Raw genomic sequence first — 23152 nt, 5'->3', positions numbered from 1 at the left:
GGAATATCCCATAGATGCGTTGCCTGACCGCCCTGTTCTGCCTGTGCTTCGCCGTGAGCGCCCAGGCTGCCTTCACCGTTACCGTTGAACGCAAGCCGGTCGACCAGATCGCCCCTGCGGTGCAATCGAGCAAGCGCCTGGGCGTGGACCCGATCGACAAGGTGCTGGTGCTCAAGACCAGTCGCCAGTTGCAGTTGATCAGCGGTGGCGAGCCGCTCAAGAGTTACCGCATCTCGCTGGGCAAGCAACCCCAGGGCGCGAAGGCGCGCGAGGGCGACAAGCGCACGCCCGAGGGCTTCTACTGGCTCGACTGGCGCAAGGTCAGCGATCGCTTCAACCTGGCGATGCACGTTTCCTATCCCAACATCAGCGACTCGGCCCGCGCCCGCCGCGAGGGCGTTCCACCGGGCAGCATGATCATGATCCACGGCACGCCGATCGACGAGGAGTACCCGGAATGGTACTTCGCCACCCTGGACTGGACCGATGGCTGTATCGCCATGAAGAACGACGACATGCGGGAGGTGTGGAGCCTGGTCAAGGACGGCACGATGATCGAGATCCGGCCGTGAGCACGGCGTTCTCTTTACCGACCCAGCCTTGACCTTCCTTCAGCTGTCATAGGAACCATCCTACAACTGGTTCCTTTTTCGAATCCGCCCTTTCCTACTGTCTGTCAGATTCTTCCTACCAACAACCCCTCTCCCCTGCCCGTTCCCTGGGAAGTCCCCCCTCTTAAAGTGGCCGCCTATTGATTGGTCGACGATTGGGGCTGGGCTGCAATGACGATTTTCCGCAAGGACCGGCTGTTATCCGCACTGCTTTTCGCACCCGCCATGGCGCTGGGCGAAACCGGCGCGCAACCGCTGAATGACCAGATCCTGCGTCAGTTCGATACCCAGCGCCACGAGCGCGCCGCTGCCGAACAGGCGCAACGGCTGGAAACCCTTCGTGAAGACGCGGCGGAGCCAGCCAGCCGCGCACCGCAGCGGGTCGAGCAAGGTGATGGCGAGTGCTGGCCGGTGTCCGCGGTGCGCGTGCAGGACAACCAGCTGCTGGACACCGCTGCGCTGCAAGGTGTCCTGCAGCCATGGGTGGCGCCATGCAGCGGCGTCGATGACATCAACCAGATGCTGCTGGCCTTGACCGGTGCCTACGTGAAGGCCGGCTATATCGCCGCCAGGCCCTATATCGTTCGCATGCCCGCAGCAGATGGCGAGCTGGTCATCGCCATGCTCGAAGGCTTCATCGAATCCATTGAAATCGCCGACGGCAGTGACGACCTGGCGCTGGGCAGCGCTTTCCCTGGGATGATCGGTCGCCCGCTCAAGCTCACCGATGTGGAAAGTGGCCTGGACCAGCTCAACCGGCTGCGCTCCGTCGACCTGATCCTGGACATCGCTCCCGGCGAGCAGGTGGGGGGTACGCGAATCGTTCTGCGCCCACAGGGCACGCACAAATCCTGGACCCTGGGCACCGGACTGAACAACCGTGGCAGCGATGCATCGGGGCGCCACCAGGCACAGCTGAGCCTGAGCCTGGACAACCCGTTTCGTCTCAATGATTCGCTGGCTGCCAGCTATGCCAACAGCCTGGACGGTGGATCGGGCCGCAGTCGCCAAGGCGGGATGTTCTACGAAATACCCTACGGGCGCTGGACCCTGAACGCTTCGGCGAGTCGTTTCGAATCCCGCGCACCGCTGCCCAACCGCCATGAGGTGGCGCAGAGCCTGGACAGCTATGGCCTGAAGCTGGATCGCAGCCTGTGGCGCAACCAGACGACCCTGCTCAATGGGCACCTGCGCCTGGACCAGACCCGTACCGATCTGCTGTTCGACGGCACTACCGTACGCAACGGTCGCACCACGCTGAGCGTCGCCAGCGTCGGGCTCAACCTGACTCACCTGGGTGATTCGGTGTGGAGTGGCGCCCTCGGCTACTCCCGCGGGCAGGGTTGGCTGGGGGGCGATCGCACACCCCTGCGGCATGACGCGCCGCAACCGCACTTCGAAAAATACCGAGGTACCGTCACTCGCCGATCGCTGTTCGATCTGCTCGATCGACGTTGGGCGTGGAGCAGCGAACTGGACATGCAGTACAGCCCAGACCCGCTACCGAGCCTGGAGCAGATGCGCCTGGCCGGCAGCGCCAGCGTGCGCGGCTATCGCCTGGACAGCCAGCCGGTCTCCAAGGGGGCCACGTTGCGCAACACCCTGAGCACTTCGCAGCTACTCGCCCAAGGCCTGTACCTGACCCCCCAAGCGGGGCTGGACTCTGGCTGGGGCCGGCACACGTACAACCAGGTCGAGACCCAGCACGCCATCGGCTTGAGCGCCGGGGCCACCCTGAGCTGGGCAGACGGCCAGATCACTCTGGATTATCAGCGCGGCCTGCATCGGCGTGCCAGCGCTTCGCCGGAACCAGGTTTCTGGACCTTCGGGCTTTCGCAAGTCTTCTGAAAAACAGGTAGATATCCCCATGACCAAACCATCACGTTGTGTTCAGCGCGACGCCTTGCGCCTGGCAATCGCCGGTGTCGTACTGGCGCCTTACATGGCCAGCGCCGACGTCATCCAGCCGGCCTTCGAGCCGGGTGCCAAACCGATCGTCATGACCAATGCCGGTGCCGCCCCGATCGTCGACATCGTGGCGCCCAATGCCGCCGGTCTTTCGCACAACCGCTACGAGCAATACAACGTCGGTGTCCCCGGCGTGGTACTGAACAACAGCCTGCAGGCCGGCCGTGCGCACGTCGCCGGCGAATTCTTGAATGTGCGGGCGAACGGCCAGTTCAAGGGCCAGGCGGCAAGCACCATTCTCAACGAAGTGATCGGCCGACGCCGCTCCGACATCAACGGTGAACAAGTGATCTTCGGCCAAGCGGCCGACTATGTACTGAGCAACCCCAACGGGATTTTGCTCAATGGCGCACGGATCAACCTGCAAATGGACAAACAGGCGACCTTTCTGGTCGGCCGGCCGCAGATCGAGAACGGCAGGATCACCGGGCTCAATACCGACGGTGGTATCGACCCACGCACCGCGCTGAAGGTAGACACCCGCGGGGTGACCGTGAACGGCGGTTCGCTGGCTTTGATCTCCCCCACGATCGACCAGCGCGGGCCGATCAGCGCAGCGCAGAAGCTCGACATTCTGTTGGGCACACACAAGGTCGATGCCAGCGATCTGAAGGTCAGCCACGTCCAGCAGAACGCGTTCAGTACCGACGCGCGCCTGATGGGCGCCATGCACGCCAATCGCATCAATATTCTGAGCACCCGCGAAGGTGCCGGCATCAACATGGGCATCAGTCGGACCGCAGCGTGTGAAGGCATCGAGATCGCTTCGCAGGGCGCACTGAACATGATCAGCACCGCCAAGCGCGATGGCTTGGCCACGCAGGGTGTACTCGACGCCGGCGCTGGCGATGTGCGGCTGAGCTCGGCAGCGAACCTGAACATCAAGTCGGTGGCGATCAGTGGCGCGTCGATCAGCGCCGACGCCGGTGCCGATCTGAACCTGGATACGTTGACCCGCACCGTCGAATCCAGCCGCAGGAGCGGTGTGGAGAACGACTGGTACATCCTGCCTGCAGGTGCGACCACTACCACCGTCGAGCTGACGCATACCGAGCATCTGGCGAATGCGCTGAACGCCACGCAGTCCGTGACCCTGACTGCGGGCAACGATGCCAGGCTCGCCGCCACCCACGTCAACAGCCTCGGCGACGTAGACATTGGCGCGGGCAATACGCTGGAGCTGACCGCCAACGTCGACCGCAAGCTTGACCGCGTCACCGTCAGCAACCGACGCCAGGGCGCTCAACGCCTGGACAGCACGGCCACCCAGACCACTCAGAGCGCAGCGTCGACGCTGATCGACGGCCAATCGATCAGCCTCACGGGACGGGCAATAACAGTCATGGGCAGCGACTTGAACAGTCGCAGCGACCTCAACCTCGCAGCAACCGAAGCGGTGGAGATCGGTACCGTCGTTCTGCATGGCTCGGTTGCGCAGGACAGTCGCGAGGGCCACGTGATCGTCCGCCGTTCGGCGACCGAACTGCACGACCGCGAGCAGACCCTGGACCACCGCGGCAGCCGGCTTGCCGCAGGCAATGGCAAGCTCGCCGCCCAGGCCGATCGCGTGGACCTGATAGCCGCGCAGCTGGAGGCCCGGGACATTGACCTGCGAAGCCTTGCGCAAGACCTCAGGGTACAAGGTGCCCAAGCCCACCAGCGTATCGAGAATGCGCGCCAGGACACCGCGCTGTTCAGCGCGTCCGACCGCCGCTACGACCGCAGGCAAAGTACCTATCAAGGCAGTTCCCTCAGCGCCAGCGGCGCCCTGCTTCTGGACGGCAAGCGCGACACCCTGATCGTGGGCTCGAGCCTTGCCACCGCTGGCGATCTGACGGTCAAGGCCGAGCGCAACCTGATGGTCGCTGCCGGCCAGCAGAGCAGCGAATCCACCCTCAAGGGCAAGGACTGGAAACTGACCGTTTTCGGCGAACAGACCACGCCAGGCTCCGGCCAGCCAGGCGACGCACAGGGATCTGCCGGGCAGTGGGACGCCGGTGCCGGGATGCGCCAACAGTGGACGCTGGACACCGCCCGGCTGAACACGCATCAAGCCAGCCAGCTCAAGGGCGGTAACGTCGCACTCGAGGCCGGGCAGGACCTGGCCATCGTCGGCTCGTCGGTACAAGCCGAACAGAACGTGCTGCTCGATGCCGATGACATGCGCATTCTGGCCACCGAGGCGCAACGCAGTTTCCGCAACCAGGAAACCGGAAGATCGGTGGGTTACGAGATCACTGCGGGCGTTGACCGTTTCGGTACCGGCGCCGCTTTCGCCTTGCAGACCGACACCGACGGCCGCAGCGAGAACGTACACACGCGCAGCTCGATCAAGGCCGGCAACGACGTACGCCTGACCGCGAAGGCACTGACCACCCAGGCAGCGCAGGTGGAAGCAGGCCAGTTGTTGAAGGTGCGCGCCGACCGTGTCCACAATCAGGCCGTTACCGACAGCACCAAGACCGCCCTGGACTACAACAAGATCAAGCTCAGTGCGGGCAGCTCGCTGGACTACGGCGCCATTACCCGTCAGGTACAGAAGCTGTGGAGCGGGGTCGACCAGACCAGCCTGTATGCCAGTGGCCTGGAGGATGGCCTGCTGCCGTGGAGCGTGGGCATCAATCTCAAGGGTGACTACCTGGACCGCAATACCCAGTCGCTGACGCACATTGCCCGGGTGTCGCAGTTCAAGGGGGGTGAGCTCGATATCGCTGTGACCGGCAAGCTGCACGATATCGGTACCCAGTACGAAAGCACGATCGGCGCCATCGCGCTGAGCGCGGACAGGCATGTCATGGACGCTGCCAGAAACAGCGTGCGTAGCGCAATCGACGCGTTGGGGGTGGATGCCATTGCCAGGCTGGAAACCTCGACCGGCTCCGACTGGGCCATGGGCGCCGCAGCCCGCGGTCACAGCAGCGCACAATACAAGACGGTGGATACGGCAGTAGTCGGCAGTCTGCTCGGCAACAACGGTATCCGTATCCAGCTGGGCACCGATGGCCTGTATGAAGGCACGGTCATGAGCAGTGTGCAGGGGCCAATCCAGATCCACAGCGGCGGTAACCTGCAGTTCCTCCAAGCCGGCAACAGTATCGTCAAGCATGACGATGGCACGCGCGGGCGCGGCGCAGCGCAGCTCAATGGGGTGGTCGCACCAGCCCCTGTGGTTCAGGGTGGCGCCATCGGCGGCAGCGGGCAATACACCGTACTCGACAGTACCCAGACCTTCGCCGTCGGCGCCAGGCTGGACACCCCCGGCGCCGTTACATTGAGCGCGCAAGGCAACGTGATGCTGCAGGGCACTGCCATCGGCTCGCAACAGACGCCGGTGGGCAGCCTGTCGATCGACGCTGGCCAGAGTGTCGTGGCACTGGCCGGCATCGACACTGCCAGGGCCCAAGGCAATGTCTATGGCGGCAGCGGTTCGCTCAAGGTCAGCGCCAGGCCATCGGCAGGCGGCTTGCCGGTGGCAGGCAGCGCAGGCTTCGAATTCGGTCAGACTGCGGAGGATTCGGCACTGCGTCGCGGCGCACAGTGGCATGTGCTCAACGACATGGCGGTCACGGCAGGCAGTGACCATGCGGCAGCGATACTGCTCGAAGGCCTGCACGCCACGGCCGACCGGATCAAGCTGGACGCACGCAAGGGGGGGATCGCCGTGATCGCCGCGCGGTCGACCAGCGATCGCGACAACAAGCTGATTTCCGCCACCTTCAGCCTCGGTGGCCATTCAGGCGGCGCGAAGCAGTCCTACGCACTCGATGAGTTCAACGTTCAGTTCAAGCTCGACTACGACAAGCTCAAGAGCGACACCTATGCCAACGCCAGGCTCACCGCGGGCACAGTGGAATACAACAGCCCGGGCGAGCTGCTGCTGGCCGGTGCGCAAGTGCATGCCGACATGATAAGCGGTTCGGTGGGCAGCCTGCGGGCAGTCAGCGTCAGGGACAACGTTGACGCGACCAAGGTCAATGCCGAGGCCGAAGTCGGCAAGGGTGGCGATCCGTGGGGCGCGATCGGCAGCCTGGCAAAGCTGGCAGGCGAGTGGGGAAGCAAGGGCAAGCAGCGCCTGGACCAGTTGAATGCGGCCTACTCCACCGATATCTCGGCCAAGCTGGGCTTCGACATGCGTCGCGAACTGCGCGATACCGTGACCCAGAGTACCGTACTCAATGGCCGCGACACCCTGGGCCTGGAGGTCCTGGGGACAACCCAGTTGGTCGGCGCACAATTGCAGACCAGCGGCACTGCGCTGCACCCGGACCCGAACTCGATGCAGACCAGTGACCTGACTGCGCGCGACCGACTGGTAACGGTCTCCCTGCTGGCGCTGACGCCGTCACTGGGTGCGATCAAGGACCTGTACAGCCATCTGCAGAAGGACAAGCCCGAAGAGGTGATGATCGATACCGGACTGTTCCGCGCAGGCGGGCACAACCGCACTCAGTATCTGACAGGAGGCGTGGAAAAACTCGCGCTCTGAGCATGACTCTCCGCCGGCCCGACATCCGTTTGGGCCGCATCCTACGATGGGCCGCGCGCGCTGCCGCTATCGCGTCCGACCCACCCTTCCTAAGGTAGCTCTCGTGCATCGGCCCCCAGGTCGATGCACAGCCAATCCTCGACCTAAGGAAAGACCTCGATGCCTCATACCATGGAACAATTGCGCCACCTGACCCTGCGCTCGCTGCCGCTGGCCATCGCCAGCGCGCTGCTGGTGCCCTGCTCCCCTGCCTGGGCCGATGGCCTGACCGCGTTTGCGGGTGGCGAAACGGCGCCAATCATCAACGGCCAGTACAAAGTACCGGTCATCGACATCGTTGCGCCCAATGCCAACGGCCTTTCGCACAACGTCTACAGCGAATACAACGTCGGTACCCAGGGCGTCGTGCTCAACAACAGCCTGGTGGCAGGAAAGAGTGAAATGGCCGGCGAGCTGAAGGCCAATCCACAACTGGGCGGCATGGCCGCCAGCACCATCCTCAACGAGGTGGTCGGCCACGACCGTTCCAACATCAACGGCCCGCAAGTGGTTTTCGGCGCGGCGGCAGACTATGTCCTGGCCAACCCGAATGGCATCACGCTGAACGGCGCCAGCCTGGTCAACGCGCCACGAGCCACCTTCGTGGTCGGCGCGGCCACTGTCCAGGACGGTCGGCTGACAACGTTCGATACGCAGGCCACCGACCAGTTGCTGCGTGTCGACAGCGGCGGTGTCAGCAACCCGGCCGGCAGCCTGGCGCTGATAGCACCCAGTATCGTCAGCAGCGGGCCAATGGCCGCAGGCGCCGATATCGACCTGGTGCTGGGCAGCAATGTCGTCGACTACGCCAGCAATGGTGTGATCGGCAGCACGCGCACGACCAAACTCATCGATGCCAACCTGCTCGGCGCGATGGCCACAGACAAGCGCATCCGCATCGTCAGCAGTGAGGAAGGCGCGGGTATCAAGATGCCAGGCGCTCGACTCACGGCCGGTCAAGGCATCCGTATCGAATCGGCCGGCGACCTCACGCTGCATGCACCTGCGCGCGCCGGCAAGCCACAGACCCCCACCGAACTGCACGGCGGAGCGGGCGAGATCCACCTGGCAGCCGGCCGTCAGCTCAACCTGGGCACGGCACGCCTGGCCAGCGAAGCCGATGTGCGCCTGCTCGCCGACGGTGTGCGCAGCCAGGGTGCGGAGATCAACAGCGGCGGCCTGTTGAAGGTCAACGCGGCATCCATGGTCAATACCGGCTCAAGTCGCCTGCAGGGCGGCACGGTATCGCTGGATATCAGCGGCAAACTGGCTGATACCGGCACCGAGTACACCAGCACCCTGGGCAAGATCGCCATCCATGCCGACAGCCATGAGATGAAAGCGGCCATGCACAAGGTCCAGGCGGGCGCGGCAACCACCAGCACAGCCAAGGCCGGCAGCCTGAGCGCTGCCGAAGGTATCGACATCCGCCTGACCGGCAGTGGACGCTACGAAGGCACCCGCATCGGCACCTCGCAAGGCGCGGTGCAGATCGACGCCGGTGCCAACCTGGCGTTCAACCCGGCCCACGCCACCCTCGACCGCATGGGCAAGGACGGCGCTTACCAGCAACGCACGGCGAGCAAGGCGCGGATCGATGCGCCAGGCGACGTGATCCTGCGCGCCAGCGGCGATGTGCAGCTCAACGGTGTGGACATAGGCACGCTGGACAAGCCCGCTGGCAGTCTGAAGGTGACGGCGGGAGGCACCCTCACCAGCCTCGCGGCCGTGGACAAGACAACCCTCAAGGGTGGCGGTGAATCCAGGAGAGCCGAAGGTCTGCATAGCTTCGGTCAACGAGACGAAAGCACGCAACATCAGCAAGGCAATCAGTGGCAGGTAAAGGGCGACATGGCGCTGCAGGCCGGCGCCCGCAAGGCTCGCGCCCTGCACCTGCAGGGTGTCCAGGCCGACGCAGCCAGCATGAAGCTGGCGGCCACCGCAGGCGGTGTCTATCTGGAAAGCGCCAGCGACCAGCGTCAATCGGACCGCAAGCAACTGAGCGCCGATGCCAGTGATCCGCTCAAGCCGGCTCTTGGCCTCAGCTACCGCAACGAGCAGCAGCAGACACAGCACAATGCGCAACTGCGAGCTGCGACGCTCAGGCTCGATAGCCAGATGGATGCACGTCTGGATGGCGCACGTCTGCAGGCCGACAACCTGAGCGGCAACGTCAAGGGCAAGCTGGCGATCACTCATCGCGCCGACAGCACGCAAATCCTCGGTGTCGAGGGGCGTGTCGTGCTGGCCGAAGGTACGGCTCCAGGCACAATGCTCAATGAAGTGGCAGCGCTGGGCGGCAAGTGGAATTCGCCGGTCAAGGAAGCTCTGGCGCAGCAGCCAAACGCTGGCAAAGGCGAAGTCGAACAGGCCAATTTCGAGTTCACCCGCACCGACAAAACGGGCGTGAGCGAACAATCCGGAATGTTCAGCAGCGAGCCCATGAGCCTCAAAGTTGCACGAGGCACGACTCACGCAATGGCAGCAGGCGCCCATGAACTGCAGACCAGCCACAAGCTAGCCACGGGCAACACAGGCCTGGAGGCGGTCAAGCGGTTATATGAGCAGGTACGCATCCGCTGAGGGGAACGTGGCGACTCACAGATCGTGCAGTCGCCACACTTCGAAGGCAGGGGTTTCATACGGGTGGGCCAGGCGCAATGCCTGGACCACCGGTTCAATGAGTGAATCGGCCACTACCAGCTCGACCTTCCACTCTTCGACCTTTTCCAGTGTATCGGCCTGACCCAGAAATGGCTGGCTGCCATCACATGGCCGAAACTGACCGTGCCCCAACACCTGCCATGCGCAGTTGTCGTAAGCACCGATGCGACCGCCACCGGCGGCGAATACGGCACTCTTGACGGCTTCGACATGGCTGTCGGGAACGAAGAAGGCCAGTTTGAACATCTGCTGGTTCACCGACCTGTCAGTTCACCCACACGCGGGCATTGCGGAACATGCGCATCCAGGCGCCGTCCTCGTTCCACTCCTCAGGCTTCCAGGAGTTCTGCACAGCGCGGAATACCCGCTCCGGGTGCGGCATCATGATGGTCACGCGGCCGTCGCGGCTGGTCAATCCGGTGATCCCGCGCGGCGAGCCGTTCGGGTTGGCCGGGTACTGCTCGGTGACCTTGCCGTGGTTGTCGACGAAGCGCAGCGCCACGCAGCCCGACACATCGGCTTGCACCAAGGCGTCCGCGGTGGCGAATTCGGCATGACCTTCACCGTGGGCGATGGCGATCGGCATGCGCGAACCGGCCATGCCCTGCAGGAAGATCGAGTTGGACTCCTGCACCTGGACCATGGCAACCCGCGCCTCGAACTGCTCGGACCGGTTGCGCACGAAGTGCGGCCAGAACTCGCTGCCTGGAATCAACTCGTGCAGATTGGACATCATCTGGCAGCCGTTGCACACGCCGAGGGTGAAGCTGTCGCTGCGCTCGAAGTACTGCTGGAACGCATCACGGGCACGGGCGTTGAACAGTGCCGACTTGGCCCAGCCTTCACCGGCACCCAGGACGTCGCCGTAGGAGAAACCGCCACAGGCGACCAGTCCCTTGAACTCGTTCAGGTCGACACGTCCGGCAAGGATGTCGCTCATGTGCACGTCGATGGCGTTGAAGCCGGCGCGGTCGAAGGCCGCAGCCATTTCGACCTGGCCGTTGACGCCCTGCTCGCGCAGCACGGCCACCTGTGGGCGTACGTTTTTCTTGATGTACGGGGCGGCGATGTCTTCGTTGACGTCGAAGCTGAGGTTGAAGCTCAGCCCTGGATTGTCTTCTTCGAGCAGCGCGTCGAACTCCTGATCGGCACCGGCAGCGTTGTCACGCAGACGCTGGATCTGGTAGCTGGTCTCGGCCCACTGGCGTTGCAACAAGCGGCGTTCACCGCTGAACAGCACGTCGTCGTGGTAGCGAATGTTCACCGCGCCGTTGTTGATCGGCTGGCCGACCACCGCCACGCAGTCGTTGCCCAGGCCAGCGGCGCTGAACTGCGCGAGGATCATCGGCGTAGCGTCCTGACGCACCTGGATGACCGCGCCCAGTTCCTCGTTGAACAGCACAGCCGCGATTTCCTCGCGGCTGTGCGCCACGGTGGCCAGTTGCAGGTTGAGACCGCAGTGACCGGCGAAGGCCATTTCCACCGTGCTGGCCAGCAGGCCACCGTCGGAACGGTCATGGTAGGCCAGCAAGTGGCCGTCGGCGTTGAGGCCCTGGATCACAGCGAAGAACGCCTTGAGGTCCTCGGCATCGTCAACGTCCGGCGCGCGGCTGGCCAACTTGCCGTGTGCCTGGGCCAGGATCGAGGCGCCCATGCGGTTCTGGCCACGCCCCAGGTCGATGAGGATCAGGTCGGTTTCACCCTTGTCCATGCGCAGTTGCGGAGTCAGGGTCTTGCGAATGTCGACCACGGGCGCGAAGCCGGTGATGATCAGCGACATCGGCGAGGTCACGCTCTTGTCGGTGCCCTCTTCGCTCCACTGGGTCTTCATGGACATGGAGTCCTTGCCGACCGGAATGGTGATGCCCAGCTCGGGGCACAGCTGCATGCCGACCGCTTGCACGGCATCGTACAGACGCGCGTCTTCGCCCGGATGGCCAGCAGCGGACATCCAGTTGGCGGACAGCTTGATGTCGGAGATTTTCGCGATGCTGGACGCGGCGATGTTGGTCAGGGTTTCACCGACCGCCATGCGTGCCGAAGCCGGGGCGTCGAGCAGCGCCAGCGGCGTGCGTTCGCCCATGGCCATGGCCTCGCCGCTGTAGACGTCGAAGCTGGTGGCGGTGACAGCGACATCGGCCACCGGTACCTGCCACGGGCCGACCATCTGGTCGCGTGCCACCAGGCCGGTGATGGTGCGGTCGCCGATGGTGATCAGAAAACTCTTGCTGGCCACCGCAGGGTGATGCAGGACGCGTTCGATGCAGTCGGCCAGGTCCAGCTGGGCCGGATCGAAGTCATCGCCTAGCTCCTGCTCGCGCACGGCACTGCGGTGCATGCGCGGCGCCTTGCCCAGCAGCACTTCGAGCGGCATGTCGACCGGGTTGTTGCCGAAGTGGCTGTCGGTGACGGTCAATTGCGGCTCGGCAGTGGCCTCGCCGACGACGGCGAACGGGCAGCGCTCGCGCTCGCAGATGGCCTGGAAACGCTCGAAGTCGGCGGCGTCCACGGCCAGCACGTAGCGTTCCTGGGATTCATTGCTCCAGATTTCCAGCGGGGCCATGCCAGGCTCGTCGTTGGGCACGTTGCGCAGCTCGAAGCGGCCGCCACGGCCACCGTCGTTGACCAGTTCGGGGAATGCGTTGGACAGGCCGCCCGCGCCTACGTCGTGGATGAAGCTGATGGGATTCCTGTCGCCCAGCTGCCAGCAACGGTCGATGACTTCCTGGCAGCGACGCTCCATCTCCGGGTTTTCGCGCTGTACCGAAGCGAAGTCCAGGTCCGCCGAACTGGTGCCGGTGGCCATGGAGGAAGCAGCGCCGCCGCCCAGGCCGATGAGCATGGCCGGACCACCGAGCACGATCAGTTTGGAACCGACGGTGATCTCGCCTTTCTGCACATGCTCGGCGCGGATGTTGCCCATCCCGCCTGCGAGCATGATCGGTTTGTGGTAGCCGCGCACTTCTTCACCGTGGGGGGTGTCGATGCGCTGCTCGAACGTGCGGAAATAGCCGGTCAGGGCCGGGCGACCGAATTCATTGTTGAACGCCGCGCCGCCCAGCGGGCCGTCGATCATGATGTCCAGCGCGGTGACGATGCGCTCGGGCTTGCCGTAGGGTTTTTCCCACGGCTGTTCGAAACCGGGAATGTTCAGGTTGGACACGGTGAAACCGGTCAGGCCAGCCTTGGGCTTGGCGCCGCGGCCGGTCGCGCCTTCATCGCGGATCTCGCCGCCGGAGCCGGTGGAGGCGCCCGGAAAGGGCGCGATCGCCGTCGGGTGGTTATGGGTTTCCACCTTCATCAGGATGTGCACCGGCTCCTGCACCGCGCCGTACTGGCGGGTTTCAGGGTTCGGAAAGAAACGCCCGGCGACGCTGCCGACGATGACCGAAGCGTTGTCCTTGTAGGCTGACAGCACGCCTTCGCTGTGCATCTGATAGGTGTTCTTGATCATGCCGAACAGGCTTTTTTCCTGGCTCTGACCGTCGATGTCCCAACTGGCGTTGAAGATCTTGTGGCGGCAGTGCTCGGAGTTGGCCTGGGCGAACATCATCAGCTCGATGTCGTGCGGATTGCGCGCCAGCCCCTGGAAGCTGCTGACCAGGTAGTCGATTTCGTCTTCGGCCAGGGCCAGGCCCAGCTCGACGTTGGCCCGTTCCAGCGCGACACGACCGCCACCCAGGATATCCACCGCGGTGAGTGGCTTGGGTTCGGCGTGACGGAACAAGCCGGCGGCGTCTTCCAGACGGGCCAGCACCACCTGGGTCATGCGATCGTGCAGGACGGCACCGATCAGCTCGGCTTCGGCTTCGCTGAAATCACCAGACACATAAAAGGCAATGCCGCGCTCTAGACGCTGAACCTGGGTCAGGCCGCAGTTGTGCGCGATGTCGCTGGCCTTGCTCGACCACGGCGAAATCGTACCGAAGCGCGGCAGCACCAGGAACAGCCGCCCGGTGGGCTCCTGAACGGGAACGCTGGGACCGTACTTGAGCAGACGGGCAAGGACTTGCCGGTCGTCGCTGGCCAGCTCGCCTTCGACTTCGGCGAAGTGGGCGAATTCAGCATACAGGCCAGTAACAGCGGGGACCTTCTGGCTCAGTTGCTCGAGTAATTTACCGTGGCGAAAGGCAGAAAGGGCAGGAGCGCCGCGCAGGATCAACATCGTCGGGACAGCCTCGAAAGGGGGTGTGCTTGGAGGCCGTGCATTCTAGCCTAAACCGTTCACCTAGGCACCCGACGGATGGAAAAACAGCGCGATCGTTCGTCAGATCCCTAGCTGGGGGCCAGTAAGAGGTTGCGCTTCGCTCTACCAGACTCCTTCGCCTGCTGTCGAGATATGGCTCGAGCGACCGTTTGCGTATACTGCACCCATGCTCACCCAGACCGTCTTACGCTCGCGCTGCGCCAAATGGCTCTTCGCAACCGGACTTCTCCTGCTGCTCAGTGGCTGCGTTGATAAACCCAGCACACTCGAACGGATCAAGGAGGACGGCGTGCTGCGCGTCATAACCCGCAACAGCCCGGCCACCTATTTCCAGGATCGCAATGGCGAAACCGGCTTCGAGTACGAGCTGGTCAAGCGCTTCGCCGATGACCTGGGCGTGAAACTCCAGATCGAAACCGCCGACAACCTCGACGATATCTTCGCCGGCCTGAGCCAGCCCCAGGGCCCGGTGCTGGCGGCTGCGGGGCTGGTCACCAGCGAGGCGCGGGAACAACAGGCGCGCTTCTCGCACCCCTATCTGGAAGTCACGCCGCAGGTCATCTATCGCAACGGCCAGAACCGCCCCACCGATGCCGCCGAGCTGGTGGGCAAGAAGATCATGGTGCTCAAGGGCAGCAGCCACGCCGAGCAACTGGCCAAATTGAAGCTGCAGTACCCGGCGCTCGAGTACGAAGAGTCCGACGCGGTGGAGGTGGTGGATCTGCTGCGCATGGTCGACGAGGGGCAGATCGACCTGACTCTGGTCGATTCCAACGAAGTGGCCATGAACCAGGTGTACTTCCCCAACGTGCGGGTCGCCTTCGACCTGGGCGATGGCCGCGACCAGCGCTGGGCCGTTGCCGGGGGCGAAGACAACAGCCTGCTGAACGAGGTCAACGGCTTCATCGACAAGGTCAAGGGCAACGGCACCCTGCAGCGCCTCAAGGACCGCTATTACGGCCATGTCGATGTGCTCGGCTACGTCGGCGCCTACACCTTCGCCCAGCACCTGCAGCAGCGCCTGCCCAAGTTCGAGAAAACCTTCCAGGCCTCGGCCAAGCAGGAGAAGGTCGACTGGCGGCTGCTGGCCGCCATCGGTTATCAAGAGTCCATGTGGCAGGCCAGCGTGACCTCCAAGACCGGGGTGCGGGGCCTGATGATGTTGACCCAGAACACTGCCCAGGCCATGGGCGTGAGCAACCGCCTGGACCCCAAGCAGAGCATCAATGGCGGCGCCAAGTACTTCGCCTACGTCAAGGATCAGCTCGACGCCGGCATTCAGGAACCCGACCGGACCTGGTTCGCCCTGGCGGCCTACAACGTGGGCAGTGGCCACCTCGACGACGCGCGCAAGCTGGCAGAAGGTGAAGGGCTGAATCCGAACAAGTGGCTGGATGTGAAGAAGATGCTGCCGCGCCTGGCGCAGAAGAAGTGGTACAGCAAGACCCGCTACGGCTATGCCCGCGGCGGCGAGCCAGTGCACTTCGTGGCCAACATCCGCCGCTACTACGACATCCTCACCTGGGTGACCCAGCCACAGCTCGAAGGCAGCCAGGTCGCCGATGGCAACCTGCACGTGCCTGGTGTGGACCAGTCAAAGCCCACACAGCAGACGCCGCCGCTCTAAGAGCACCCGAGTGATCCTGTGGGAGCGGGCTCTGCCCGCGAAAAGGCCCTCGGCAGCACTCCCTCCTTCAATCTCAGCCCTTCGCCCGACGCGCCCTGAAAAATTCGCTCAATATCGCCCCGCACTCTTCAGCCAACACGCCACCCTCCACCATCAACCGATGGTTCAGGAAGCCTTGGCTGAAAAACTGCCCCTGACTCTGCACCACGCCCGCCTTGGGTTCGAGCGCGCCGAACACCACCCGGGCGATGCGCGCATGGACGATCAGCCCGGCGCACATGCTGCAAGGCTCCAGGGTGACGTACAAGGTGCTGCCCGGCAGGCGATAGTTGTGCACGGACTGCGCGGCGTTGCGGATGGCCACCATCTCGGCATGGGCACTGGGGTCGCTGCCACTGATGGGGCAGTTGAAGCCGCGGCCGACGATCTCGCCGTCCTGCACCACGACTGCGCCCACAGGCACTTCGCCCAGCGCCGCACCCTGGGCGGCCAGCTCTAGCGCCTGGGCCATGAAAAACCGATCGCGGCTGCGATCAATGATCTTGGGTTGTTTCAACGTTCAGGAAACCTCTATTGCCGCCATGAGTCCGGTTTCCATGTGATCGATCACATGGCAATGGAACATCCAGATACCAGGATTATCCGCCACCAGCGCCACCTGGGCACGCTCGTTCTTTCCCAGCAAGAACGTATCGGTGAAATAAGGAATGATCTTGCGCCTGTTGGAGGCAATCACCTTGAAACTCATGCCGTGCAGGTGGATAGGATGCTGGTACTGAGTCATGTTCTTCAACTCCAGCACGTAGCTCTTGCCCAACTGCAGCTTGGCGATGGGGCGGTCGGCGCAGGTCTTGTCGGTGATGTCCCAGGCGATGCCGTTGATCTGCCACAGGCTGGGCGGCTTGCCCTCGGTCGTATCCGACACCTCGCCGACCCATTCGAAGTTGAAATTGAGCTTCTCGGCATTGGCCAGGTCCGGCTCGGCGATCGGATTGGGCGGTAACGCCGGCGGCCAATCGCTCGGCGCCGCTGCGGCCTGCACCGAGCGCAGCGTGCCCAGGCGAACCGGACCGTCACGTATGGCGATCTCTTCACCGGCAGGTGGCATCTTGACTGCAAGGCAAACCCGCATGCCGGGGCCCATCCAGTAATCCTTGCCGAACGCGCGCGGTTCGATGGGGTTGCCGTCCAGTGCATACAGGCGCATGTCGGCATTGCCACGGAAGTTCAGGCGATAGGTGGCTGTGTTGTCCAGGTTGAGAATGCGCACCCTGACGACTTGACCCGCCGGCAGATCGACCGTCGCCCGATGTACCCCGTTGATCGTCGACAGCCGGCCCAGGGTGCCGTTGCGCGCCGCTTCGCGGGGGATGCTGAACGGCAGGAACGCGCCCTCCTCGTCCACGTGCCAGTTCTTCAGGTTGAGCACCGCTTCGTGCGCGAAGCCGGTGGGGTCGCGCTCCTCGACGATCAACGGCCCGACCAGGCCGCGGCCCAGTTCCTCGCTGCTGGCCACGTGCGGGTGATACCAGTAGCTGCCGGCGTCCGGCACACGAAACCGGTAGTCGAAGTATTCACCGGGCTTGACCGGCAACTGCGACACGTAGGGCACGCCGTCCATGTCCAGCGGCAGGCGAATGCCATGCCAGTGGATGGTGGTTTCCACCGGCAGCTGGTTGATGAAACGCACCCGCAGCCATTCGCCCTGGCGCACCCGCAGCTCACGCCCGGGTGCCGAACCACCGAACGCCCAGGCCGGGGTCTGATGACCTGCCACCAACTCGACATCCAGCGGCGCGGCAATCAGCTGATAGTCCACGCCGGCCTGGTCCACAGGCGTACCCAACCAATAACGGGCAGCGCCCCCGGCACCCACGCCGACCGCGACAACGCCCGCCAGGCCACCGAGGAATCGTCGACGAGTGAAAGACATGGCTATGGGCACCTGCGTGATGAACGTGAAAGGCCGACACCATACACCTGCAATTGAGAAAGATTAAGACTTGCGCCGCCGCGCGGTTGGGTGTCGGACAGATCGCATGCACCGCCGACGCGGCTTGCGCCGCTGCTACAGGGGCACATGATGTCTGGCCCTGTACGTCATGGCCTGATCACGCCGGATGGGGCCAGGGACGGATCCAGGTAGGTGAACGGCGCTTCGCGTACGGTCAGCGCCAAGCGCCAGTCCGCTTTGACCACCCCGTCGCCGCGGCCCATCGACGGCAGGTAGTACTCGCCGGGGTCCAGGGTGATGTTGGTCTGCTGGCCGGCACCGGCATCGACGATGCGCAGTGCTGTCACGTCGTGCAGTTGCGCCAGACCTGGAACACCCTTGTAGGTGGACGCGTGAGTGTCACCGACCAGGGCGATCCATTTGCCCCGGCCGGGCAATGCGGTGCGTGCTGCAATGACGCGACTGGCGTGGTAGCTGAACACCCGCTGGCGCAGCGTCTGGCCGGCGCCGTAGAGGTCGTCCATACCATCGAGTCGATAGCTGGCCGCGCAATCCAGGGCGCGCACCTGGATACCCTCGCGCCGCGCAGCCTGCACCAGCGTGGTGAAGTTGTACTGTCGAGCCGGATCGGTACGATGGCCAAGATCCTGATCGCGCAGATAGTCCTGCAGCCCACTGGGCAGCCGGCCATCACTGGCCACCTGGTTCAGATCGGCCTGATGCAGATCGGTCATCAAGTGCTCCATGTACAGCGTGTCGACACCGTCGCCGGCCAGCGCCCGCATGTTCTCGATCAGGAAACGCTTGCTGGCGATAGCCTGATGAGACTCACCGATGACCAGTGCCCCGGATTCGTCCAACAGTCGGCGCACGGCGGTATAGGGCGGCAGCGAAGCATCGGGCACAGGCAACGGCGATCTGCCGGGCGAGCGCCACTCGGCGATGAATGCGTTGGCGTCCTCGATCAGTTGAACACGCAGCTTGTTGAGGCTGTCGAGCACCGGATTGAGCGGCGTGTAGGGGTCGAAGTATTCACCGGAGAGCATCTTGCGAAACTGGTCGCCCAACAGCTCGCCGGTGGCAGCGCGAGCCACCAGCGGTACTTCGTAGCGAGTGGCCGAAACCTCGAACTGCACGTAGCTCACCGGTGGCGGTTCAAGTTCCATTTGCCGTGACACGCTCAGGCAGCCGCCACCGCCCCGCAGGCAACCGGTCGGCATCAGTTCCCATTGCAATTGGTCGTTGAAACGCACCGGGTAATTACCGGTGAAGGCATAGGGGCGCTGCGGATCGACGATCAACCAGTAACGCAGGCTGGGGTCGTAGCGCACGCGATACAGATCGCCGTGCAAGCGGATCATCTGCTCCCCCTCGACTGCCAGCAGCCCTTCGGCACTGGGCAGCAAAGGCGTCAGCGCGGACACCTGAGGTCGCGACTGCAGTGGCTGCAGTTCGGCGCTCTGCGGGGCTCGCTGGGGAATCAGCAGGGTCATGTTCAGCAGCAACTCGATACCGCTGAATATCGATGCATACAAGGCGGCGCGACGGTCCGTGGCGGCGCCCGCATTCACCGCACGTTCCACATTGAGGGCGAATTTTCCGGCGCTCGCCACCACCACGATCAATGCGATCGGCCAGCTGACCATGGCTGCCGCGCCGAACAAGTGCACGCCTGCACCCAGATAACCGATCCACAACTGCTGGCGCAACTCGCTGTTGCTGTGCAACTGCAGGTTGGCCTCGGCCAGCATCTGCTCGCGGGTTTGCCCTTGCAGCCAGTGGGCCGCATCGGCTGCGATGGATGGCCAAGACACCTTTGCTGCGAACAGCGCCAGCGGCTTCTTCGCCAGCAGCGCCAGGCTGCGCGCACGCGCCAATGCAGCCGCCGGCTCCAGCAGCCTGCCGTGGTCGAGCAAGCGCTCCCGGCGCTGCACGTCCTGCAGCTGCTGGTGCAACCATGCCTGCGCCGCTTTCACATCGGCGAACACTTCAAACGCCTTGTCGCGACCGGCCAGGTACAACAGACACTCGCCCCCGCTGGCCTTGAAACACAACACACTGGCGAACCCGTGGCCGGCAATCTGCAGCGTGCTGACCGTAACGCCGTGGCTCGGCGGATGGCTACCGGTCAAGTCGGCCAAGGTCGGTGCCATGGCGTACTCGCAACCCAGACCGTCGAACACACATTGCACCTGTTGGCGCATCATGGCCCCGGCCTGAGCTGCATCCACGGCGGCGCGCAGGCAGTTGATGCGGATCAGCGTCTGCACCCCTGGCCCATTGTCGGTCCAGAACGTCGCCAGCGCCTGGCGATAGGCCGCCGCGAAATCGATGTGCCATAACGCGTTGAGCACCTTGTCGGGCGCCAGTCTTACCTCGTTGCGCTCATCGAACCAGCCTGCCCGCGCATCGCCCGTGTAGAACCCACCCATGACATGCAGCAAGTCGGCATTATCCTGGTCGCTCGCGCGAAACCGCCGCATCACCAGTTCGGTAAACGTCATCGTTTCACTGGGCGGGCCCATGTGCGCGTAGCCACTGAATGAGCGATGGCTGGACTGCGCATTGTCGAAGCGATGCCAGTAAAAGGCGTCGGGGTGGGTGTCGATGGCCATGGACGCGAGCAGTTGGGTGGCGGTGGCGACAGCCATTTGGTGCAGATCCGGCACTTGTTGTGTGACCTGCCGTGCGATGCCTGCGAGCACATCGCCTAATTGCGTATTGGGAAGTACATCAGTCATATCAAAGGGATCGGTTTCTGAAGGAACTGCGAGTGTGGCAAGTGCCCTGGACCCTCCTGGCCTACATATTTGGCCTCACCATTCAGGCACCTCACTACGACCCGACACACTTGCTGCCACCGTCATCAAGGTAAACTCTGGCCACCCCTATATAAAGGACTCCAGGCCATGATCGACTTCAACAACAAAGGCTTCTTCAAACTCAAGCAAAACGCCGAATACGCCGAACGCGTCACCGCCCTGCTGCTGGATGACGAGCAGGTGGTCGACGCCTACAAGTCGATGCGCGACGGCGTGGTGTTCACCAACAAACGGATCATCGCGGTGAACGTGCAGGGCTTGACCGGCAGCAAGAAGGACTTCACCTCCCTGCCCTACAAGAACATCGTGGCGTACTCGATCGAAACGTCGGGCACGTTCGATCTGGATTCGGAGCTGGAGGTGTATTTTTCGGCGCTGGGGAAGGTGCGCTTCGAGTTCTCGGGGAAGACGTCGATGGTGGAGATTTCGCGGCTGATTGCGGGGCATGTGTTGAAGTGAGCTGATTGGTCATCGACCACGGCGCCCTACGTTTTTCCTGTCATTTCGTGGCTTCGCAGCAAGGCTTGCTCTATAGCTCCCAAGGATTGATGACCGCCAGACCTGCAGCCCGGAACGGGTGAGTATCGCGAGTGGCGACAATGAATCCATTGGCAAGAGCGACCGCAGCGATGCAGGCATCGGCAGCCTCGATCCCACTACCGGCCTTGCGCGCCTTGGCCAGCACCTCGGCGTAAGCCTGCGTGCAGGCCAGATCAAAAGGCAAAACGCGCCCAACGAACATGGGCAGCACCTGCTTTTCGAGACTTTCGTGCAGCGTCGAACGGCGTCGCCCAACCGGCATCAACGCTATACCTGCACGTAGCTCAGCCACGGTCATGGCGGACAGGTAAAGCGTTTCCAATGCCTGCTCGTCGATCCATTGAATGACGCACGCCGCGGGCGAATGGCGTAGAGGCTCGGAAATCACATTGGTATCGAGCAGGATCATTCAAAGCTCGCTGCGCGGGCGGGGGCTTTATCGCGCGCGCTTTCGAAGGCAGCGAACTCCTCATCCGTCAGCTTGACCTTGCGGCCGGTCTGGGCCAGCAGAGAGCCTAGCTTGACCCGACCTTCCGGCCTCACCGCAGACTCTAGAATGTCGCGCATCTCGGCTTCGATGCTGCGGCCATGTTGAGCAGCCCGGACACGGATAGCACGGTGCACCTCATCGGAAACATTTCGAACGGTAACAGATGGCATCTTTCATACCCCTTAGCTGCTGCGATTGCTTGCACTTTAGCAATCTGCAAGCAACGGGACAACTGATGGCATTTCGTTCGTCTGATGATCCCGCTGGAATCGAGGTTTGCGGTGGTATCTCCCGAACAGACCACTCTCAGCTGCAGCATAGAAAGAGCTGAAAAACTCTGAACCCAAAAACCAAAAAGCCCGCAATTACGCGGGCTCCAGGGCATTTCTTACCAACGAGTGCCGGAAGATACCGGCCACCCCATCACTCCCACTCTATTATCAATTAACCAAAAAAAGCCTTATAAAACAGAGAACTCAGAAATATGAAAAATTAAAAACCATGAAAAATGCCATACCAAGTAAAACGTTCAAGAAGCCGGATTAGCCTCTATCGTGCCAACGATTGCCGATAGCTGCCGCCATAGGATGACTAACTCTTCCGCATCACCATCACGAACAAGCTCGGCCAGCAGCTCAGCCGCGTACGCCGGATCAGCCCGGAAAAGCTCTGCCATTGCCTCATCGTGACTACGGTCCTTCATCAATCGCCCCTGTTTTGTAGATGCCCTGAGCCTCAAGAATAGCCTGAATCCACCCGCTTCTGGCCGGCACTGCTTGTCACGGCTGACAGAGAACAGTCATAACCGGTCACAGACACCTCTACCTGATTGGGGGCATTCAGAACGATGCGACAGATTAGAACTAGCCAATCAGTTCAGTAGCCCTGTAAATCGTTCTTCTGGCAGTCCCCCAGCGACAATCGCTTCGGCTTTTATCAGCGTGCCATCGAAATCTGCCGGCTTATCCAGCCCTATCCTTGCGCTGGTGCAGTAAAGCGTTTCATAACCAGGTCCCGCTAAGACCGGGCAAGTGGTCTGAATACACGGGGAGCCGATCACGCTGTCAACTTTGCCGTCTGTCGCGTAACGCACGACTCTGCTACCGCCCCATTCCGCACTCCAGAGAAAACCATGCGCATCAATACAAGAACCGTCTGGAGCACCCTGACCGTTGACTGTAGTGAATACACGCTGGTTTTCTAGCGATGGGTAATCGCAGCAGAAAATGCATCCTTGCAGGGAGTCCGCGTAATACATGGTGAAACCGTCCGGGCTAAAACAGATACTGTTCGGGATCGCCACTTCGGGAAGGTCCAGCGTTTCTGTCTCGAGCGTCGCGGCATTGAGCCGGTGAAATCTGCCTATGGTTTGCACCGGCTCGCCGGTGTCCATCGTGCTGAATACGAAGTTTCCCATACGGTCGCAGCGGCCATCATTGATCCGGGTTCCTGCCACGCCAGGGGTGGCTGTGACTTTGCTGAAACGACCGGAGCTCAGGTTGTAGTAGCCCAAGCAGGATGCCAGTCCCATCAGCAATATGTCTTCGTCTGCCGTGAGGGCAAATGACCCTAGCGGCTCTGGCAGGGACCAACGCTGCACTTCGCCGTTTTCGGTGTACAGAGCACACAACTCGCAGCCGGGGATATCGGTCCAGAACAGGCGTTCGGTTCTTTCACACCAAACAGGGCACTCGCCAAGAAGACTGGTGGTGTCGGTTAGGGCTTTAAACATGGTTGCGTCCTA

At 62.9% G+C, this 23152-nt stretch carries 15 protein-coding genes; 6 read left to right on the top strand and 9 right to left on the bottom strand.

Features of this window, described 5'->3' with window-relative positions; genetic code table 11:
• The first annotated feature begins 14 nt into the window (after window positions 1-14).
• From H7993_RS16745 to H7993_RS16730, 4 genes are all read left to right on the top strand, one after another.
• A complete protein-coding gene (locus tag H7993_RS16745; RefSeq protein WP_122475109.1) occupies window positions 15-572 on the top strand; it encodes a L,D-transpeptidase family protein in 558 nt (185 codons plus the stop codon).
• A 210-nt stretch (window positions 573-782) separates the two neighbouring features.
• The gene (locus H7993_RS16740; RefSeq protein WP_185795053.1) at window positions 783-2459 is read left to right on the top strand and encodes a ShlB/FhaC/HecB family hemolysin secretion/activation protein; all 1677 of its coding nucleotides are present in this window, start codon (window positions 783-785) and stop codon (window positions 2457-2459) included.
• 19 nt (window positions 2460-2478) lie between these two features.
• Window positions 2479-7065, top strand: a complete 4587-nt coding sequence (locus H7993_RS16735; RefSeq protein WP_185795052.1) for a hemagglutinin repeat-containing protein — start codon at window positions 2479-2481, stop codon at window positions 7063-7065.
• A 159-nt stretch (window positions 7066-7224) separates the two neighbouring features.
• Entirely contained in the window at window positions 7225-9687 is a 2463-nt protein-coding gene (locus tag H7993_RS16730) for a two-partner secretion domain-containing protein (RefSeq protein WP_185795051.1), read from the top strand.
• A 15-nt stretch (window positions 9688-9702) separates the two neighbouring features.
• On the opposite strand, the gene H7993_RS16725 is transcribed toward H7993_RS16730, so the two are convergent.
• A complete protein-coding gene (locus H7993_RS16725) occupies window positions 9703-10014 on the bottom strand; it encodes a YqfO family protein (protein WP_122475694.1) in 312 nt (103 codons plus the stop codon).
• Window positions 10015-10033: 19 nt separating this feature from the next.
• Window positions 10034-13933: a phosphoribosylformylglycinamidine synthase gene (gene purL, locus H7993_RS16720; RefSeq protein ID WP_185795050.1), complete on the bottom strand. Its 3900-nt coding sequence runs from the start codon at window positions 13931-13933 to the stop codon at window positions 10034-10036.
• 208 nt (window positions 13934-14141) lie between these two features.
• Here purL and mltF point away from each other — a divergent pair, with 208 nt between their 5' ends.
• Entirely contained in the window at window positions 14142-15602 is a 1461-nt protein-coding gene (gene mltF / locus H7993_RS16715; protein ID WP_185795049.1) for a membrane-bound lytic murein transglycosylase MltF, read from the top strand.
• Window positions 15603-15675: 73 nt separating this feature from the next.
• Here the strand turns inward: mltF and tadA are convergent, their stop codons facing one another.
• From tadA to H7993_RS16700, 3 genes are all read right to left on the bottom strand, one after another.
• A complete protein-coding gene (gene tadA, locus H7993_RS16710) occupies window positions 15676-16158 on the bottom strand; it encodes a tRNA adenosine(34) deaminase TadA (RefSeq protein ID WP_206683065.1) in 483 nt (160 codons plus the stop codon).
• 3 nt (window positions 16159-16161) lie between these two features.
• The gene (locus tag H7993_RS16705; protein ID WP_185795048.1) at window positions 16162-17535 is read right to left on the bottom strand and encodes a multicopper oxidase family protein; all 1374 of its coding nucleotides are present in this window, start codon (window positions 17533-17535) and stop codon (window positions 16162-16164) included.
• Window positions 17536-17702: 167 nt separating this feature from the next.
• Window positions 17703-20297 (bottom strand): dermonecrotic toxin domain-containing protein, encoded by a 2595-nt coding sequence (locus tag H7993_RS16700; protein ID WP_342345054.1) that lies wholly within the window; start codon window positions 20295-20297, stop codon window positions 17703-17705.
• Window positions 20298-20465: 168 nt separating this feature from the next.
• On the opposite strand from H7993_RS16700, the gene H7993_RS16695 reads away from it, so the two are divergent.
• Window positions 20466-20837, top strand: coding sequence for a PH domain-containing protein (locus tag H7993_RS16695; RefSeq protein WP_122475122.1), 372 nt, complete (start codon window positions 20466-20468; stop codon window positions 20835-20837).
• A gap of 70 nt (window positions 20838-20907) precedes the next feature.
• Here H7993_RS16695 and H7993_RS16690 read toward each other — a convergent pair whose 3' ends face one another.
• The 4 genes from H7993_RS16690 to H7993_RS16675 form a co-directional block, all read right to left on the bottom strand.
• Window positions 20908-21327 (bottom strand): type II toxin-antitoxin system VapC family toxin, encoded by a 420-nt coding sequence (locus H7993_RS16690; protein WP_185795046.1) that lies wholly within the window; start codon window positions 21325-21327, stop codon window positions 20908-20910.
• Window positions 21324-21578, bottom strand: a complete 255-nt coding sequence (locus H7993_RS16685; RefSeq protein ID WP_185795045.1) for a FitA-like ribbon-helix-helix domain-containing protein — start codon at window positions 21576-21578, stop codon at window positions 21324-21326. The genes H7993_RS16690 and H7993_RS16685 overlap by 4 nt, the downstream gene beginning before the upstream one ends.
• A 359-nt stretch (window positions 21579-21937) precedes the next feature.
• Window positions 21938-22111, bottom strand: a complete 174-nt coding sequence (locus tag H7993_RS16680) for a hypothetical protein (protein ID WP_175561657.1) — start codon at window positions 22109-22111, stop codon at window positions 21938-21940.
• 168 nt (window positions 22112-22279) lie between these two features.
• On the bottom strand, window positions 22280-23140 hold the full coding sequence (locus tag H7993_RS16675) for an SMP-30/gluconolactonase/LRE family protein (protein WP_185795044.1): 861 nt from the start codon (window positions 23138-23140) through the stop codon (window positions 22280-22282).
• Between the last annotated feature and the right edge of the window lie 12 nt (window positions 23141-23152).

The sequence above is a fragment of the Pseudomonas baltica genome (assembly GCF_014235765.1).
GTDB classification, from domain to species: domain Bacteria; phylum Pseudomonadota; class Gammaproteobacteria; order Pseudomonadales; family Pseudomonadaceae; genus Aquipseudomonas; species Aquipseudomonas baltica.
Note: the sequence above shows the minus strand (reverse complement) of the source record. Positions and strands in the feature narration are given on the sequence as shown.

Coding starts and splice junctions, on each gene's coding strand:
- H7993_RS16705 (WP_185795048.1), bottom strand. CDS start 17,535: ATGTCTTTCACTCGTCGACGATTCCTCGGTGGCCTGGCGGGCGTTGTC.
- purL (WP_185795050.1), bottom strand. CDS start 13,933: ATGTTGATCCTGCGCGGCGCTCCTGCCCTTTCTGCCTTTCGCCACGGT.
- H7993_RS16735 (WP_185795052.1), top strand. CDS start 2,479: ATGACCAAACCATCACGTTGTGTTCAGCGCGACGCCTTGCGCCTGGCA.
- H7993_RS16675 (WP_185795044.1), bottom strand. CDS start 23,140: ATGTTTAAAGCCCTAACCGACACCACCAGTCTTCTTGGCGAGTGCCCT.
- H7993_RS16745 (WP_122475109.1), top strand. CDS start 15: ATGCGTTGCCTGACCGCCCTGTTCTGCCTGTGCTTCGCCGTGAGCGCC.
- H7993_RS16700 (WP_342345054.1), bottom strand. CDS start 20,297: ATGACTGATGTACTTCCCAATACGCAATTAGGCGATGTGCTCGCAGGC.
- H7993_RS16690 (WP_185795046.1), bottom strand. CDS start 21,327: ATGATCCTGCTCGATACCAATGTGATTTCCGAGCCTCTACGCCATTCG.
- H7993_RS16740 (WP_185795053.1), top strand. CDS start 783: ATGACGATTTTCCGCAAGGACCGGCTGTTATCCGCACTGCTTTTCGCA.
- mltF (WP_185795049.1), top strand. CDS start 14,142: ATGCTCACCCAGACCGTCTTACGCTCGCGCTGCGCCAAATGGCTCTTC.
- H7993_RS16695 (WP_122475122.1), top strand. CDS start 20,466: ATGATCGACTTCAACAACAAAGGCTTCTTCAAACTCAAGCAAAACGCC.
- H7993_RS16680 (WP_175561657.1), bottom strand. CDS start 22,111: ATGAAGGACCGTAGTCACGATGAGGCAATGGCAGAGCTTTTCCGGGCT.
- H7993_RS16685 (WP_185795045.1), bottom strand. CDS start 21,578: ATGCCATCTGTTACCGTTCGAAATGTTTCCGATGAGGTGCACCGTGCT.
- H7993_RS16725 (WP_122475694.1), bottom strand. CDS start 10,014: ATGTTCAAACTGGCCTTCTTCGTTCCCGACAGCCATGTCGAAGCCGTC.
- H7993_RS16730 (WP_185795051.1), top strand. CDS start 7,225: ATGCCTCATACCATGGAACAATTGCGCCACCTGACCCTGCGCTCGCTG.